The organism is uncultured Oscillibacter sp., assembly GCF_947654275.1.
Taxonomy (GTDB): Bacteria; Bacillota; Clostridia; order Oscillospirales; family Oscillospiraceae; genus Oscillibacter.
Genome location: NZ_CANTJS010000058.1, coordinates 1 through 16,162, shown reverse-complemented (window position 1 = coordinate 16,162; position 16,162 = coordinate 1). Strand labels below are relative to the sequence as shown.

The 16,162-nt window shown below is 58.3% G+C and carries 14 protein-coding genes; 10 read left to right on the top strand and 4 right to left on the bottom strand.

What is annotated here, in order from left to right:
• From Q0063_RS12495 to Q0063_RS12480, 4 genes are all read right to left on the bottom strand, one after another.
• On the bottom strand, window positions 1–1,469 hold a 1,469-nt coding region (locus Q0063_RS12495), incomplete at its 3' end, for an L-fucose/L-arabinose isomerase family protein (RefSeq protein ID WP_367180379.1).
• Window positions 1,470–1,490: 21 nt separating this feature from the next.
• Window positions 1,491–2,123 carry a DUF4867 family protein gene (locus tag Q0063_RS12490; RefSeq protein WP_297872310.1) on the bottom strand — a complete coding sequence of 211 codons (633 nt, stop codon included), beginning with the start codon at window positions 2,121–2,123 and terminating at the stop codon, window positions 1,491–1,493.
• A gap of 12 nt (window positions 2,124–2,135) precedes the next feature.
• Window positions 2,136–3,611, bottom strand: coding sequence for a xylulokinase (gene xylB, locus Q0063_RS12485; protein WP_297872309.1), 1,476 nt, complete (start codon window positions 3,609–3,611; stop codon window positions 2,136–2,138).
• 23 nt (window positions 3,612–3,634) lie between these two features.
• Complete coding sequence (locus tag Q0063_RS12480) at window positions 3,635–4,519, bottom strand: AraC family transcriptional regulator (protein ID WP_297872308.1); 885 nt, start codon at window positions 4,517–4,519, stop codon at window positions 3,635–3,637.
• A 661-nt stretch (window positions 4,520–5,180) separates the two neighbouring features.
• Here Q0063_RS12480 and Q0063_RS12475 point away from each other — a divergent pair.
• The 10 genes from Q0063_RS12475 to Q0063_RS12430 all read left to right on the top strand — a co-directional run bounded on the left by Q0063_RS12475 (window position 5,181) and on the right by Q0063_RS12430 (window position 16,079).
• Window positions 5,181–6,335, top strand: a complete 1,155-nt coding sequence (locus Q0063_RS12475) for a sugar ABC transporter substrate-binding protein (RefSeq protein ID WP_297872307.1) — start codon at window positions 5,181–5,183, stop codon at window positions 6,333–6,335.
• 85 nt (window positions 6,336–6,420) lie between these two features.
• Window positions 6,421–7,944, top strand: a complete 1,524-nt coding sequence (locus Q0063_RS12470; RefSeq protein ID WP_297872306.1) for a xylose ABC transporter ATP-binding protein — start codon at window positions 6,421–6,423, stop codon at window positions 7,942–7,944.
• Window positions 7,941–9,083 (top strand): sugar ABC transporter permease, encoded by a 1,143-nt coding sequence (locus tag Q0063_RS12465; protein ID WP_297872305.1) that lies wholly within the window; start codon window positions 7,941–7,943, stop codon window positions 9,081–9,083. The genes Q0063_RS12470 and Q0063_RS12465 overlap by 4 nt, the downstream gene beginning before the upstream one ends.
• 47 nt (window positions 9,084–9,130) lie before the next feature.
• A complete protein-coding gene (iolM, locus tag Q0063_RS12460; protein ID WP_297872304.1) occupies window positions 9,131–10,309 on the top strand; it encodes a scyllo-inosose 3-dehydrogenase in 1,179 nt (392 codons plus the stop codon).
• A gap of 20 nt (window positions 10,310–10,329) precedes the next feature.
• Window positions 10,330–11,343: an inositol 2-dehydrogenase gene (iolG, locus tag Q0063_RS12455; protein ID WP_297872303.1), complete on the top strand. Its 1,014-nt coding sequence runs from the start codon at window positions 10,330–10,332 to the stop codon at window positions 11,341–11,343.
• Window positions 11,343–12,161 carry a sugar phosphate isomerase/epimerase gene (locus tag Q0063_RS12450; RefSeq protein ID WP_297872302.1) on the top strand — a complete coding sequence of 273 codons (819 nt, stop codon included), beginning with the start codon at window positions 11,343–11,345 and terminating at the stop codon, window positions 12,159–12,161. Before iolG ends, Q0063_RS12450 begins: the two co-directional genes overlap by 1 nt.
• Window positions 12,162–12,185: 24 nt before the next feature.
• Window positions 12,186–13,148 carry a 3-dehydro-scyllo-inosose hydrolase gene (gene iolN, locus Q0063_RS12445; RefSeq protein WP_297872301.1) on the top strand — a complete coding sequence of 321 codons (963 nt, stop codon included), beginning with the start codon at window positions 12,186–12,188 and terminating at the stop codon, window positions 13,146–13,148.
• Window positions 13,149–13,223: 75 nt separating this feature from the next.
• A complete protein-coding gene (locus Q0063_RS12440; protein ID WP_297872300.1) occupies window positions 13,224–14,279 on the top strand; it encodes a zinc-binding dehydrogenase in 1,056 nt (351 codons plus the stop codon).
• Window positions 14,280–14,383: 104 nt separating this feature from the next.
• Window positions 14,384–15,202, top strand: a complete 819-nt coding sequence (locus Q0063_RS12435; protein ID WP_297872299.1) for a sugar phosphate isomerase/epimerase family protein — start codon at window positions 14,384–14,386, stop codon at window positions 15,200–15,202.
• Between the two features lie 142 nt (window positions 15,203–15,344).
• Complete coding sequence (locus tag Q0063_RS12430; protein WP_297872298.1) at window positions 15,345–16,079, top strand: sulfite exporter TauE/SafE family protein; 735 nt, start codon at window positions 15,345–15,347, stop codon at window positions 16,077–16,079.
• Window positions 16,080–16,162: the final 83 nt, after the last annotated feature.

The following is a 16,162-nucleotide window of genomic DNA, read 5'->3' as shown; positions in this document are numbered from 1 at the left end:
GTGGGATAGGGCAGGCTCTTGGGCTGGTTATAGGCAATGTCCTGAATGCCCAGCATCTTGAAGACCTCGAACAAGGCCTTGCCGTAGTGCCCGAAGGCCACAGCCCCGTGGTGGGGATAGCGCTTCTGGAGCAACACATGGCGGTAGAAGCGGCCCATCTCCGGAATGGCAAACACGCCGATGCCGCCGAAGGACCGCGTTCTAACCGGCAGCACCTCGCCCTGAGCGATGTAGGCCCGGAGGACCCCCTCGCTGTCGCACTGGAGGCGGTAGAAGGTGATGTCGCTGGCGGCGATGTCCCCTTCCAGGGTGCCGCGAGTGAAGTCGGGGTCGCTGTCCGCGGGCTCCAGCAGGCGGTGCTGAATCAGCTGGTATTTCACCGCCCGGTCCGCGCAGAGCTTGCAGGACGGGGTATTGCCGCAGTGGAAGCCCATGAAGGTGTCGGTGAGCTGGTAGTCGAATCTGCCCTTGATGTCCTCCTCATAGAGGCTGGCGGGGACGGAGTTATTGATGTCCAGCAGGGTCACGGTGTCCCCGGAGACACACATGCCGATGTACTCGCTCAGCGCGCCGTAAATGTCCACCTCGCAGGACACAGGGATGCCCCGGCTCACCAGGCGGGAATTCACGTAACAGGGTTCAAAACCGAAGGCCTCCGGGAAAGCGGGCCAGCACTTGTCGGCAAAGGCCACATACTCCCGGGCTCCCTTATGGGCCTCGGCCCAGTCCAGAAGGGTCAGCTCCAATTGGGCCATCCGCTCGTTCATCTCGGGATAATAGCAGCCCTCGCCCATCTCCTTTGCCATGTCTGCGCAGACATCGGGAATTCGGGGGTCTCCGGCGTGGGCCTTGTAGGCCACCAGCAGGTCCAGCTCGGAGTTTTCCTCCACCTCGATTCCCAACTCATACAGGCCCTTGATGGGAGCGTTGCAGGCGAAGAAGTCCTGGGGCCGGGGGCCGAAGGTGATGATTTTCAGCTTGCTCAGGCCGATGAGGGCCCGGGCGATGGGCGTAAACTCCCCGATCATCTTGGCCACGTCCTCCGCCGTGCCCACGGGATACTCGGGGATAAAGGCCTTGAGATGCCGCATCCCCAGGTTGTAGGAGCAGTTCAGCATACCGCAGTAGGCGTCGCCCCGTCCATTGATGAGGTCGCCGTCCCCCTCGGCGGCGGCCACATACATGCAGGGGCCGTCGAAATTTTTGGCAATCAGAGTTTCCGGGGTCTCGGGGCCGAAGTTGCCCAGGAAAACCACCAGGGCATTGCACCCGGCTGCCTTCACGTCGGCCACGGCCTTGAGCATGTCCTTCTCGTTTTCCACCGTGACGGGGCACTCGTAGATGTCCGTCCCCTGGACCTTGCAGGCGGCGGCCACAGCGGCCCGGCGGCGCTGGGACAGGGAGATGATGAAGCAGTCCCGGGACACGGCGATGATGCCCAGCTTCACTTCCGGAATGTTGGTCAGCATGATGTTCAATTCCTCCTTTTATCAATCGGCGGCGATGTCGATGTTCACGCCGGTAAGGCCAATCACGGCGCCGTCCTTTGCCTCGGCGCTGTCCGGGTGGGCCAGGAGCCACTTGTTCCGGGCCCGGAGCAATTTATCCTCGTCGTTTAGGGGCGTCAGGTCCGGCTTTTCCTCGTTGGTCCCCTGGGGCAGAGCCACCACCACCCGGAAGCCCTTTTCAGCGTCCGCATGGCAGGGGGCATAGTGCAGCGTGGTAGCGTAGACCTCCACCAGGACCCCAGCGGGGACCTTGAAAGCCTTGACTTTGCTGGTGTCCAGCTTCCCGTCCACAATTTCGTCCTGTTTAGCCAGAAGGAGAATGAAGTCCTCCGTGCCGCAGTTGAGCTCACTGTCCCGGTAGTATTCCAGGCAGTTCAGTCTGGTGTTGCAGCCGTTGCAGTAGCCCAGCTGGACGGGCATCCCGCCGTAGGCATTGGTCTCGATCTGCTCTGCGATGGGCAGGGCCTCCAGGGCGGGGAGGGAAGGGACGTACTCCACCCCCTCCGGCAGGGGCGTCTCGTTTTTCAGGATATAGCGCAGCTCTCGGGTGTCGTAGCCCTCCAAAACCTTGCCGTAGGGGGCAAAGGCGGGGGAAGTGACGGCTTCGATCTTCATCTTCGTGCCTCCTCAATGCAGCGCCGGAAACAGCGCTTTCATAGCCGGATAGATTTGACGGAATTTCTGATACTGGTCATCGTACCGGGCGGCCAGGGCCGGGTCGGGGCGGATGGTCTTTGTGACGTGGACTAATTTCTCCGCCGCATCCTCCACGGACGGATACTCCCCGCAGGCCACCGCCGCCAGAATCGCGCCGCCGTAACCGGGGCCTTCTTCCGTTTCCGGCAAATCAATGTCCAGATTCAGGACGTTGGCAAAAATCTTCTGCCACAGGGGGCTTTTCGCGCCGCCGCCGCAGAGCTTGCTGCGGTCAATGCTGAGCCCCAGGGACCTGGCGACTTCCAGGGAATCCCGGATGCCGAAGGCCACGCCCTCCAGAACGGCCTGGGTCATGTCGGACCGGCTGGTGTCCATGGTCAGGCCGGTGAAGGTCCCCCGGGCGTTGGTGTCGTTGATGGGGGAGCGCTCCCCCATGAGGTAGGGCAGGAAGAAGACGTGATTCGTGCCCAGCTTTTCATCGGTGATGGGAGCCTGTTCGGCGGCGAAGTCCCCGGTGTTCAGAATCTCCTCCATCCACCACTTGTTGCAGCTGGCGGCGGAGAGCATACAGCCCATGAGGTGATAGTGCCCGTCGGCGTGGGCAAAGGCGTGGAGGGCATTGTTGGGGTCCACGCCAAAGTTTTTGCTGGAGATGAAGATGGTTCCGGAGGTCCCCAGGCTGATGTTGCAGCGTCCGTCTCCCACCGTAGCGGTGCCTACAGCGGCGGCAGCGTTGTCCCCGGCCCCGGCGCAGACCTTGACGGTCTCCGGCAGGCCCAGGGCCTTGGCAATCTCCGGCTTGAGGGTCCCGACCACCTGGAAGCTCTCAAAAATCCGGGGCATCTGGGATTCCCGCAGGCCGCAGAGCTCCAGCATCTCGGGGCTCCAGCGCTTGCGGGCCACGTCGAAGAGGAGCATCCCGGAGGCGTCGGACACGTCGGTGCAGTGGACGCCGGTGAGACAGTAGTTGATGTAGTCCTTGGGCAGCATCACCTTGTCGATTTTCGCGAACAGTGACCGTTCATGCTTCCGCATCCAGAGAAGTTTCGGGGCGGTGAACCCGGCGAAGGCGATGTTGGCGGTGTACCGGCTGAGCTTGTCCCAACCAATAGTTTCGTTGAGATACTCCACCTCTTCGGAGGTCCGCCCATCGTTCCAGAGGATGGCGGGGCGGAGGACCTGACCGTCCCTGTCCAGGGCAACAAGGCCGTGCATCTGGCCGCCGCAGCCGATGCCAGCGATCTGGCTCTTGTCGCAGTCCGCCGTCAGCTGCCGGATCCCCTCTGCGGTTTCCCGCAGCCAGTCCGCCGGGTCCTGTTCGCTCCAGCCGGGTTTTGGAAAGGAAAGGGGGTACTCCCGGGAGACGATTTTGTGGATGCTTCCTCCGCCGTCCATCAGCAGCAGCTTCACCGCCGAGGTGCCCAGGTCAATTCCGATATAAAGCATCAATCATTCCTCCTTTATAACAATTACTTCTTTTTGTGTATGCAGCGGGGCCACACACTTAAATCACGGTACTTGCTGGGCGGCATTCCCACAACTTTCGTGAATGCCTGGCTGAATTGATTGGGGTCGTCATAGCCGACGATGCTGGCAATCCTGGTAATGCTTTCATCTGTGCTGGTCAGCAGGGATTGAGCTTCCCCGATCCGGCGCATGGTGCGGTAACGAATGGGCGATAAGCCAAAGGCCTTGGAAAACACGTGAGACGCGTAATAGTGGCTGATATGGAGCTCATTCGCTAACTCCACCAGGGAAAAGTCCTTTGCGAAGTTGTGGTCGATATAGTGGCGAATTCTTTTCTCAATGGGCAGCTCCTTCAGAGTGGAATCCGCCGCACCCTGGCGCTCCTTTTCGGCAAGCTCCAGGATAATGGCCAGAAGCATCCTCAAAAAGCCCTGGGACAGGGCGATGATTTGACTGGACTGTTCCTGCAGACTGTGTTCCAGCATTTCGAAACCCCGCAGCAGAAATTCAAAATAGAAATGACTCTTTAATAAGAAGCAGTTCGGGTCAGGATGGATCACTCCGGGAAGCTGTCCGTCAAGTTGAAGCCCCGCCACACCACACAGGTAATGACTTGTGGCCTTGCCGTTTTTCGACCGGTCCTGATGAATCACATTTGTGTTGTAGAGCAGAATATCACCCGGCTCACTGTAATATTCTCGATGGTCAATATTGTGGACTCCATGCCCGTCGTATACCAGCATGATTTCTGCAATTTCCGCATGACTGTGAATTGCCCGCAGGGACTTGCTGCTATCAATTTCTGTGTTTGTCAGATAGCTCATCCGAAAGTGGCAGTCTGCCTGGGAGAGCGCCGCGCTGGCTGGTACAGGATACATATGAACCATAATAACAGCTCCTTATCCGCTCCAAACATACAAAGCTCCTTTGCAATATTATAGCGGAATCGCAAAAATGCCGCCATTGAAATCTTGCGAATTTTGTTAAATTTAACATGGGAAAACAGTGCTTTTGGGGCCCTTTTTTCCTCTCGGAAAATACGGCTATGTATAAATTGCTTTTTCCAGATTTTTGAGGACGCCAAAATGCGCCGTGTGAGCTGCGCAGGAGAACGGTCTTTGAAGCTCGAAGGAATCTGTTAAACAAAAAAACCGGTCATATCGTTACGATACATTGAAAAATTGCACACTCCTCAAATTAACTATAAATCTTTGGGTCAAATTGTAGCTTTTGCAGAAACAAAAAACAAATTACACAAAAAGCTCTTCCAACAATTGTCCAGTTTTTCCACAGGAACAGTCATCCTTTATTTGGAAACCACTTATGCAGCCTCCATGCAGCCATTCAGCCGGGTGTTTTTCTGCATTTTTCCCCAAAAAACGGACAAGAATTACAAGGCGCCAGAAAAGAATATGGCTTATAGTCAGTAGCAAGAAACAGAGGGCGGGGCGCTTAAAAATCCCCAAAGAAAACATCCCTAACAGCGCAGGGGGCAAACCGGTGATTGCCGGTTATATAAAACCCAACAATAAATAAGGAGGAAGATTCATGAAAAAGAAGCAAACAAAGCAAGGGTTCCTGGCGGGTCTCCTGGCCGCATTGATGCTCTTCTCCCTGGTGGGCTGCACGACGGCCTCCAACACTTCCCAGGGCGGGAACGACGCGCCCCCCGCTGCGGCGGACACCGGCAGCGCCAATGGTGAAGCCAAGGAAATCAAGGACATTGTCGTGGGCGTGTCCATTGGCACCACGACCGAAGAGCGCTGGAACCGCGAGATCGAGATGTTCCGGGCCTATGCCGCCGATAAGGGCTTTGAGCTTCTGGTCCAGGATGCCGGAAACGACACCACCAAACAGGTCTCCCAGTGCGAGAACCTTCTGAACCAGGGTGTGGATGTGCTGATCGTCCAGCCGCTGGACGGCGAGGCCGTCGCCCCGATTGTGGACGCCGCCCACCAGTCCGGCATCAAAGTGATTTCCTACGACCGGTTTATCATGAACTCCGATCTGGACTATTATATCACCTTTGATACCTATACCGTGGGTAAGGTCCAGGCTGAAATGGTCGTTGAACAGGCCCCCAAGGGCAATTTCATCTGGCTGCTGGGCGCTCCCGAGGATAACAACGCCCACATTATTGAAACCGCCCAGACGGATGTCCTCCAGCCCCTGATTGACAGCGGAGACATCAAGATTGTCACTCAGCAGTGGTGCAAGGGCTGGAGCCCCGCCGAGGCTTTGCAGCACACGGAAAACGCCCTGACCAGCGCCGCCAATGACGTGCAGGGTGTGGTCTGCTCTAACGACGGCACCGCCGGAGGCGCGATTCAGGCGCTTGCCGCTCAGGGTCTGGCCGGTTCTGTTCCCATCGCCGGTCAGGACGCCGACATTGCCGCCTGCCAGCGCATTGTGGAGGGAACTCAGTACGGCACCGTTTATAAGCCGCTGGCTCCCCTGAATCAGGCCGCCTGTGAGCTGGCTGTGGCCATTGCCACCGGTGCGGACGAGAAGAACGGCGTAGATTCCGCCCTGGGTTCCTGGACTACCTACAACAATAATTTCAAAGATGTAGATGCCTTTAACGTGGCGGTGGAAGCAATCACCAAGGAAAACCTCTATGACATCGTAATCAAGCGGGACGCTTTCCACACGGTGGAAGAGGTTTACGCCAATGTGCCCCAGGAGCAGTGGCCCACCGATTAAGCCCGCTTGCGTGTACTGATCAATAAACTTCGGAGGGCGCCTCCGCACAAACCGGAGGCGCCCTCCATGCTCAAGGGGTTATAGTATGGCTGATTACATCTTGGAACTGAAAAACATCACAAAAGAATTCCCCGGCGTGAAAGCCTTGTCTGATGTGTCTTTTGGCGTGCAGCGGGGCCACGTCCACGCCCTGGTCGGAGAAAATGGCGCGGGAAAGTCCACGCTCATTAAAGTGATCTGCGGAGTTTATCCGTACGGCAACTATGATGGCGCCGTCAATTTTGAGGGAAAAGAGTGCCGTTTTAAAACCATCCGCGAGGTGGAGGCCGCAGGTATTGCCTGTATTCACCAGGAGTTGAACCTGGTCCCGGATATGAGCGTGGCGGAAAATGTATTCCTCAATAACCAGCCTCATCGGTTTGGCATCGTTAATTTCGACGAACAGTTTGAAAAATGCCGGAAGCTGCTTTCCCAGGTTGGCCTGGATGTCAACCCTGATGAAATCGTCCGCAATCTGGGCGTCGGCCAGCAGCAGATGGTGGAAATCGCCAAAGCGCTGGCGCGGGATGTGAAGCTGCTTTTGCTGGATGAGCCCACCGCAGCTTTGACCGAGACAGAGGTAGATACGCTGCTGGACCTTGTGGACCAGCTCCGCAAACGGGGCGTCACCTGCATTTATATCTCTCACCGGCTGGATGAAATCATGCGTCTGTGCGACGATATCACCATTCTGCGGGACGGACAGACCATTGAGACCCGTCCAAAAGAGAACATGACCAAGGACGAAATGATTTCCCTGATGGTGGGCCGGGACATGAGCAATCTGTTTCCCCGCGAGCCCCATACCAGAGGGGAAGTGGGCTTTGAGCTCCGTAATTTTACCGTTCCCCATCCGGATATCCCGGGCCGGGATGTCATCAACAATATCAGCCTGAAGGCTTATAAGGGCGAAATCCTGGGAATCAGCGGCCTGATGGGCGCCGGACGGACGGAGCTGTTTACCGCTGTATACGGCGCTTACCGCACCAAGGGGTCCGGTGAGATTTATATTGACGGAAAAAAGGTTGACATTCGGAATCCCCAGGATGCCCTGGATGCCGGGTTTTTCATTGTCAGTGAGGACCGGAAGAAGCTGGGCTTGAATCTGATTATGAGTGTCAAGGAGAACACGACTCTGGCCTCCCTGGAAAAGGTGTCCAGCGCCGGCGTTCTGAACGAGGGCGCCGAGGTGGCTTATACAACGAAATATGTAAAGGAAATCCGCACGAAAACGCCCAGCATTGAGGTGGCGGTCAATACGCTCTCCGGCGGCAACCAGCAGAAGGTAGTCCTGGCCAAGGCACTTATGAGCGATCCCAAGGTCATGATCCTGGACGAGCCGACCCGGGGCATTGATGTGGGCGCGAAGTATGAAATCTATAAGATCATGAACGAGCTGGTGGACAAAGGCGTCGTCATCATCATGATCTCCTCGGAGATGGAAGAAATATTGGGCATGAGCGACCGCATCCTCACCATCGCAGACGGTGAGATCACCGGCGAATTTGACGCGAAGGAAGCAACACAGGAAATTCTGATGCGTGCGGCGGTAGGGAGGAGCGCGACATGACAAAAAAGAAACTGACCCCAAAAATTGATGTGCGGACTTTGACGATGATCGTTGTATTGGTCGTCATATGGGTAGCGTTCGCCGCAGCGACCGGCGGCAAGTTCATTACTACCCGCAACATCTCCAACCTGATCCGGCAGGCAGCGTTTACCAGTATCATGGGCGTCGGCATGACGCTGGTGATTGTAACGGGGGGTATCGACCTGTCCGCCGGAATGACCATGGGCCTCATTGGCTGCGTGATGGCAGCCTGCCAGGTTTGGGGCGGGCTCTCCACGCCGGTAACCATTCTGGTGGGCCTGGTTCTGGGCTGCATCATCGGCGCCATCGAGGGGTCCATCATCGCTTACGTGGGCATCGCGCCCTTCATCGTAACGCTGGGTGCGCAGCTGATCTGCCGGGGCGGAATGCTGGCCGTCACCAAGGGTCAGACCATTGCCCCCTTCGAGAAATCCTACGTTTTCTGGGGCACGGAATATCTGCTGCCCATCTGGGGCTGGCTTGTGGCGGCTGTGGCAATTGTGGCTATGGTCCTTTTAAAAATAAACCAGCGCCGGGCCAAGCGGAAACACGGCAGCCTGGATGAAAGCGAGTTTGAGGCGGTGGCCCGCTGTGCGGCCTTCGCGTTCCTGGTCCTTCTGGCAGTGGGCATTCTCAACAACTTCCAGGGCATCCCCATCCCCGTAATGGTCATGGTGATTGTGGTGGTCATTTTCACCTTCATCTCCCAGCGGACCACCTTTGGACGAAGCATTTACGCCATCGGAGGCAATATCTCCGCAGCAAAATACGCAGGCATCAACGTCAAGAAAAACCTGACGCTGGTATACATCCTCAACGGCCTCCTCTGCGCCGTGGCGGCAGTGATCTACACCGCCCGGCTGAACGGAGGCACCGCCACCGCCGCCAACGGAAGCTATGAACTGGACGCGATTGCCTCGGCGGTCATTGGCGGAACCTCCATGACCGGCGGTGTGGGCAAGGTCTCCGGGGCCATCCTGGGCGCGGTCATGATGATGTCCATTGACAATGGTATGTCCATGATGAATATGGACTCCTACTGGCAGTTCATCATCAAGGGCCTGATCCTGGTTGCCGCTGTCTGGTTCGATACCCAGACCAAAAAGGCCGGTAAATAAGGCTTGTTCTCTCATCCATTTTAATTTTGCAAGACGGAGGTTTTATCATGAGAGCATTTTATGTAGAAGCCGATTACGCGCCCCGTGAGGGATACGTCCTTTCCCAGAGAGAAAAGGACACAGGCCGCGCCCTTCGCGGCAACAAGATCTGGAAGAACATCCGGGGCAGCGTGGTAGACCGCCCCATGCCGGTGTGCGGCGACGATCAGGTCCTTCTGAAGGTGGGCGCGGCGGGTATCTGCGGCACGGACCAGCACCTGCTTCGCAAGGACGCCGACGGCTACACCATGTACGACGGCCACAGCAAATACCCCATCATCACGGGCCATGAGTTCTCCGGCGAAATCGTCGAGGTGGGCAAAAACGTGAAAAAGCTGGCGGTTGGCGATCTGGTATCCGTGGAATCCATGCACTGGTGCGGCCAGTGTGACGCCTGCCGCCGGGGCATGTTCAACCAGTGTAAGGACCTGGAGGAGCCGGGCCTGACCTACGACGGCGGCTTTGCCGAGTACGCTGCGGTTAATGCCAAATACTGCTACAAGCTCAATGACATTATGAACTTCTACGGCGGAGACAAAATGACCGCCTTTGAGCTGGGCGCCATGGTGGAGCCCACAGGCGTCGCGTACAACGGTATTTTCGTCCGGGCGGGGGGACTCCGGCCCGGCGGACACGCGGCGGTGTTTGGCTGCGGCCCCATCGGCCTGGCGGCAATCCAGCTTCTCAAGACCTCCGGTGCGGCGAAGCTCATCGCCTTCGAGAGCGTTCCCGAGCGGGTGGAGCTGGCCAAGGCCTGCGGCGCGGACGCTGTGTATGATCCCACCAGCTTCAAGGACGCCGACGAGCAGGCGGAGCTGCTGATGGACCTGACCAACGGCGCGGGAATCTCTCTCTTTGCCGAGTGCGCGGGGGACACCAAGTTCACCTACCCCGTCATGGCAAAATCCCTGGCTATCGGCGGCAAGACCGCTCAGATCGGCCACACCGTGGGCCTGACCCCCGTGGACGTGTTCGGCTGGCAGTGGAACGCCGCCATCATCGCCGGGTCCAACGGCCAGTCCGGCCAGGGCATCTATCCCGACGTCATCGCCCTGATGGCCTCCGGCCGCATCGACATGCGGAAGATGTGCACGGGCCGCTACAACCTGGAGGACATCGACGAGGGTATGAAGATCATGGCCGGCAAGGTCCTGATTTCCACGGAATATCCCCGCCTGGCGAAATAAGGAATGGAGGGGATGTGCATATGAAAAAGCTGAAAATCGGCCTTCTGGGCATGGGCCGTATCGGCAGGCTCCATGGCGACAACATCACCTACTTTGTCAAGAACGCCGAAATCGTAGCCGCCGGGGACCCCATGCTCAACGACGCCATGAAAACCTGGGCCGCGGAGCTGGGGATTCCCAAGGTCTATAACGACCCCATGAAGGTAATCCAGGACCCCGAGGTGGAGGCAGTGTTCATCTGCACATCCACCCCTGCCCATGCCGAGCTTTCCATTGCCGCCGCCCGGGCCGGCAAGCACATCTTCTGCGAGAAGCCCGTCCACATGGACCTGAACGAGATTCGGAAGATTCTCGCCGAGGTGGAGAAGGCCGGGGTGAAGTTCCAGGTAGGCTTCGTCCGCCGCTTCGACCACAACCACAAGGCGGTTCGGGACACTGTGGCCTCCGGGAAGCTGGGTGCGCCCAGCGTGGTGAAGGTCACCTCCCGGGACCCCGCCGACCAGCCCATGGAGTACATCGCCACCTCCGGCGGTATCCACATCGACATGACCATCCATGATTTTGACATGGTCCGCTACCTCTCCGGCAGCGAGGTCACAGAGGTCGTGGCCTATGGCAGCTGCGCCAATCCGGAGTATGCCCAATACGGCGACGTGGACACCACCATCATTATGCTGAAATTTGAAAACGGCGCGCTGGGCGTCATCGACAACACCCGGGCCTCCAAGTACGGTTATGACCAGCGGACTGAGGTCCAGTGTGCAGGCGGCTGCGTCCAGGTGAGCAACGACCTGGAGAACACCGCCATGATCTCCTCCGCCGAGGGCGTTGCCTCCGCCAAGCCCACCTGGTTCTTCCTGGAGCGCTACAACGACGCCTTTGTCGCTGAGGAACAGGCCTTTGCCGACGCGGTGCTGAACGGAACCGAGGTGCCCGTCAACGGCCATGACGGCCTGATGCCCGTGGCCATCGCCATCGCCGCAAAGAAGTCCCTGGACGAGGGCCGGGCCGTGAAGCTGTCGGAGGTCCTGTAATGGATGTAAAGCTGGGTATCTGCAACTTTTGCTTCCCCGGCACCGGGCTCTTTGCCCCCCGCCTGGTGAAGGAAGCGGGCCTGGACGGCATGTCCATTGAGTACGGAGCGTATGAAAAGGGTTATCCTCTGTCCCAGAAGATTCTCCGGGACTTGTATCTGGACGAGCAGCAGAAGCATGGCATTGCATATGCCAACATTGGGTGCAGTGACGGCGACTTTCTCCCCTTCCACATGCGTCCCTCGGACCCCCGGTTTGAAACGGTACGCAGGGCCCACTTCGATGCGGTGGATGCGGCGGTCTACATGAAGATACCAGCCGTGTTCTTCTCCAACTTCAACGCCAGCCTGGTGAAGACGGAGGAGGATCTGGAGTTCACGGCCAGGCGGTACCGGGAGCTGTGCGACTACGCCGGGGAAAAGGGCATCCAGATCGGATGCGAGTGCCCTTTGAGCGTGGAAAGACAGCTGGAGCTGGTGGACCGGGTGGGAAAGGTCAACTTCAAGCTGTTCTATGACAGCGACAACTATTCCTACTTTACCAGCTTCCGGCAGGTAGACGTGCTGGACGGCATCTATCCCCACATGATGAACCAGCTCCATGTCAAGGACAGCACAGAAGGACATATTGCCAACGCTCTGCTGGGAACCGGCGTCTCGGACTTCCAGGGTTCCATCGCTTACTTAAAGGACCATGGCTTTTCCGGGTGGCTGATTATTGAGAATCTCTATGAAAAAGAGGACTTCCAGAATATCAGCCCGGAGCGCATGGAAACCGTAAAAGAGGACGTAAAACGCTTGAAAGAAGCGGTCCGTTAAAAATATTTGCAGGAGGTAACATCAATGTCTAATTGGAATCTGCCCGCCACCGGCGGACACATGGAAAAGCAGGATGGTATCTACTACCAGAACATGACCACCAAGATGGTGGAGGAGCGGCTGAAGAAGAACGATGTTCTGCTGCTGCCCATCGGCTCCACCGAGAACCACGGCCCTTCCGCCCCCTACGGCGAGGACACCTATCTGGATACCCGCCTGTGCGAGCTGGTGGCCGAGCGCACCGGCTGCACCGTGGCCCAGCCCATCTGGTACGGCTCTCACCCCTACCATCACCTGGGCCAGAAGGGCACCATCATGATTCCCGAGAAGATTCTCGCCGATTACATCGCCTACGTGCTGGCGGGCTTCTGGAACACCGGCTTCCGCAAGATCATCATCGTCAACGGCCACGGCCAGGACTACGTGATTCCTCTGGCCATCCACACCTTCGGCAAGAAGTGGCAGGTGCCTGGCATCGTGCTCTACACCCACTTCTGGAACTGTGCGGGCGACCAGATGTTCACCAAGGACAAGGGCGGCCCCTATGACACCCCGTTCGTTCACGCCGACGAGGTGGAGCAGAGCTGGTGCCTGGAGCTGTTTCCCGAGTTCATCCACATGGAGGACGCCATCAAAGTGGAGAAGGCCCCCCTGCTGCCTGCGGGGCACATCAACACCTCCGCCGAGGACGGCGCGGGCCCCATCAAGTGGTACAACGCCTTCGGTTCCTGCGGCATGGAGTGCATCTGCCAGCCCGAGGGCGTCATCGGCGACGCCCGGATGGCCGACGGCGAAAAGGCCAAGGCCGGTGTGGAGCGGACCCTGGACTACCTGACCAAGCTGGTGAACGACATCCTGGAGAAGTATCCCGCCGGGAAGCTGCCTCCCATCGACAAGATGACCCAGCGCGACCCCGCCGCTATCGAAGCCGTCATCAAGGGGCCCAACGCCCCCGGCGGACGGCACATCTATACCCTCGAATACTAATTGAAAACCATGGTCTTGCCGGTGGCGGCCCGCTTCCGGCAGGACTCCACAAAAAAATGAAAAGGAGATATTACTATGAAGTGCAAACAGGCATTCATGCATGGTCCCTTTGACCTCCGCATTGAGGAAGTGGAGCTCCCCGCCCTGAAGGACGATCAGGTCCTTATCAAGTTGCTGGCCTGCGGCATCTGCCAGTCCGACGTGGAGTGCTTCGAGGGCAAGTCCGCTGAGGGCCGTTACGATATCGCCCCCTATACCCCCGGCCACGAGTGGGTGGGCCGCGTCACCGAGATCGGCAAAAACGTGACCTCCATCAAGGTGGGCGACAAGGTTGTGGGCGACTGCGTCCTGCCCTGCCACCAGTGCGCCAACTGCAAGGACGGAAAGATGTCCTCCGCCTGCCTGAACATGCGCGAAGTGGGCTTCCGGCCCGACTCCCCCGGCGGCTTCGGCGAGTACATGATTCTGGAGGAGGCCTACACCCACGTCATTCCCGAGGACTGGAGCGATGAGATTGGCATCTTTGTGGAGAACTTCAACGTGGGCTATTGGGGCGTCTGGGGCAACGGGTGCAATCCCGACGCGTCCGATGACTGTGTGATTATTGGCGGCGGCCCCATCGGCTGCTCCGCCTCCATGGTCTGCGCCACCTCCGGCGCCACCGTCATCGTGGTGGACCCCGTGGCCGCCCGCCGGGAGAACGCCATGAACTACGGCGCTACCTACACCGTGGACCCCACCGCCGGAGACGTGGAGGAGCAGATCAAAAAGCTGACCAACGGACGGGGCGCTTCCGTGGTGATTGAGTGCTCCGGCAACGACATCGGCATCGCCTCCCTGTTTGACATCGCCGGACACAGCGCCCGCGTGGGCGTGGTGGGCCACTCCATCGGCCGGAAGGTTCCCGTGGAGATCGGCAAGACCATCTGGAAAACCCTGCATCTGGCGGGCTCCGGCGGCACCACCAACTGGTTCCCCCGCACCATCCGCTTCATGAGCAAGATCAAGGACACCTATGATTTCAAGGCGCTGGTGTCCCACTACTATAAGTTCGACGACCTGGCCGAGGCCATGAAGATGGCCCAGAACAAGGAGCTGTCCCGCAAGGTCATGCTGACCTTCCCGGAATAATCGCTCCCACTGAATTTGCCCTACTCTATTTTCTTTTCTCCCGGAGCGGGGGCCTCCTTGGGAGGCCCTCGCTCCACTTCTATTTCAGAGACAGGAGCGTTGATATGAAACACTGGAAATTCGCCGTTTCCTCCGCCGATGAGGCTCCGGCCACCGCGCCGATCCTGCTCCAGGGAACGGTGGAGGAAAATCTGCAAACAGCGGCAGACCTGGGCTATGACGCCATCGAGGTCCACACCCGTGAGGACGTGGAACTGGACTACGACGCCATCCGCGCCGCTTATCAAAGCGCCGGAACCCGTGTGTCCATGGTCATCACCGGGCGGCTGAACACAGAAGGCATGTGCAGCCTGATTGCCGACGAACCTTATATTGTCTCCGCCACCATGGATGGAATGCGGCAGTACATCGACATGGCCCAAAAGCTGGAGGCGGACATCGTCATCGGCTGGGTCAAAGGAAACATTCCCAAGGGCGGCAAGCGGGAGAAGTATCTGGACCGTCTGGCCAAGAATCTCCGCATTCTCGCCGCCTACGGCGCGGAGCGGAATGTCCGGCTGAGCCTGGAGGTCATCAACCGCTATGAGGTAAACATCTTTACCACCGCGCAGGAGACTGTGGACTTCCTGGAAAAGTATCAGCTGGACAACTGCTATGTCCACCTGGACACCTTCCACATGGGCATCGACGAGTGCGACCCGGTGGAGGCCATCCGGGCCAGCAAGGGGCGGCTGGGCTATTTTCACCTGGCTGACAACTCCCGGCGCTATCCCGGCAGCGGGCAGTTCGATTTCAGCCGCATCCTGAACGCCCTGGAGGAAATCGGCTACGACGGATACCTCTCGGTGGAGTGCCTGCCCTGGCCCACCGGCGAGGAGGCTGCCCGCAGGGCCGTCATGTTCCTCAAAGACTTGTCCATGTAACGGGTCTTCGATGAATACGAAGATTTTTCTGCCTGTACTGGCGTTGACTCTTGGAAGAACAGGAGCCTTTTGGGCTGCGGCGGTTATGGGGAACAGCGTGCCTGTCCCGCTTCCTCCGGCTCCAAATTGACGGGAGGTGCTTATGGGAAGAATCGTGTTCTATTTTGCCTGCGTCTGCACCGCGTTTGTCGTAAAGGGCCTGGCGGGCTTTGGCGACCCGCTGATTTCCACGCCCCTGCTCTCCCTGGCCCTGCCCAACAGCGTCATCACACCGGGCCTGGCTCCGGTGTCCCTGATTTTGAACGCCAACGTGGTCTGGAAGAACCGGGCCCACTTTTCCGCCAGGGTGGTCCTGCCAATCGCGGCTTTCGTGCTGTTGGGCATCATTCCCGGCACGCTGCTGCTGAAATTTGGCTCTCCCCAGGGCTTGAAGCTGGTGCTGGGGCTTCTGATTATCGGCCTGGGCGTGGAGATGCTGACCCGGAAGCCCGATGCGAACGCAAATCCCAACGTGTACATCCGAACGGCGGTGTCCTTCTTCTCCGGCTTAACAGCGGGCCTGTTCGGCATCAATCTGCTGTTTCTGGCCTACATGGAGCGGGTGACCGTCAATCGGGAGGAATTCCGGGCCAACGCGTGTTTCATCTTCCTGCTGGATAACGTTTTTCGAATGATTCTGCTGCTGGCGGAAGGTATGTACGGACCGGAAAGCATTCTGCTCTCCATCGTGGCACTGCCTGCGGCGGCTGTCGGAATGATGTTGGGGACACTGCTGGACAAACGGATCAGCGACGGATTCTCACGGCGTATCATTATTTACGTCTTCATCTTGGGCGGCGTCAGTACGACCGTTTACGCATTGCTGCAACTACTCTGAAACAACATTTGGAAAGGAAGAAACGCTGATGAATGAGAAAAATCTCAAAGTCCTGGCGGCGGAAATCCGGCTGGAGACGCTGA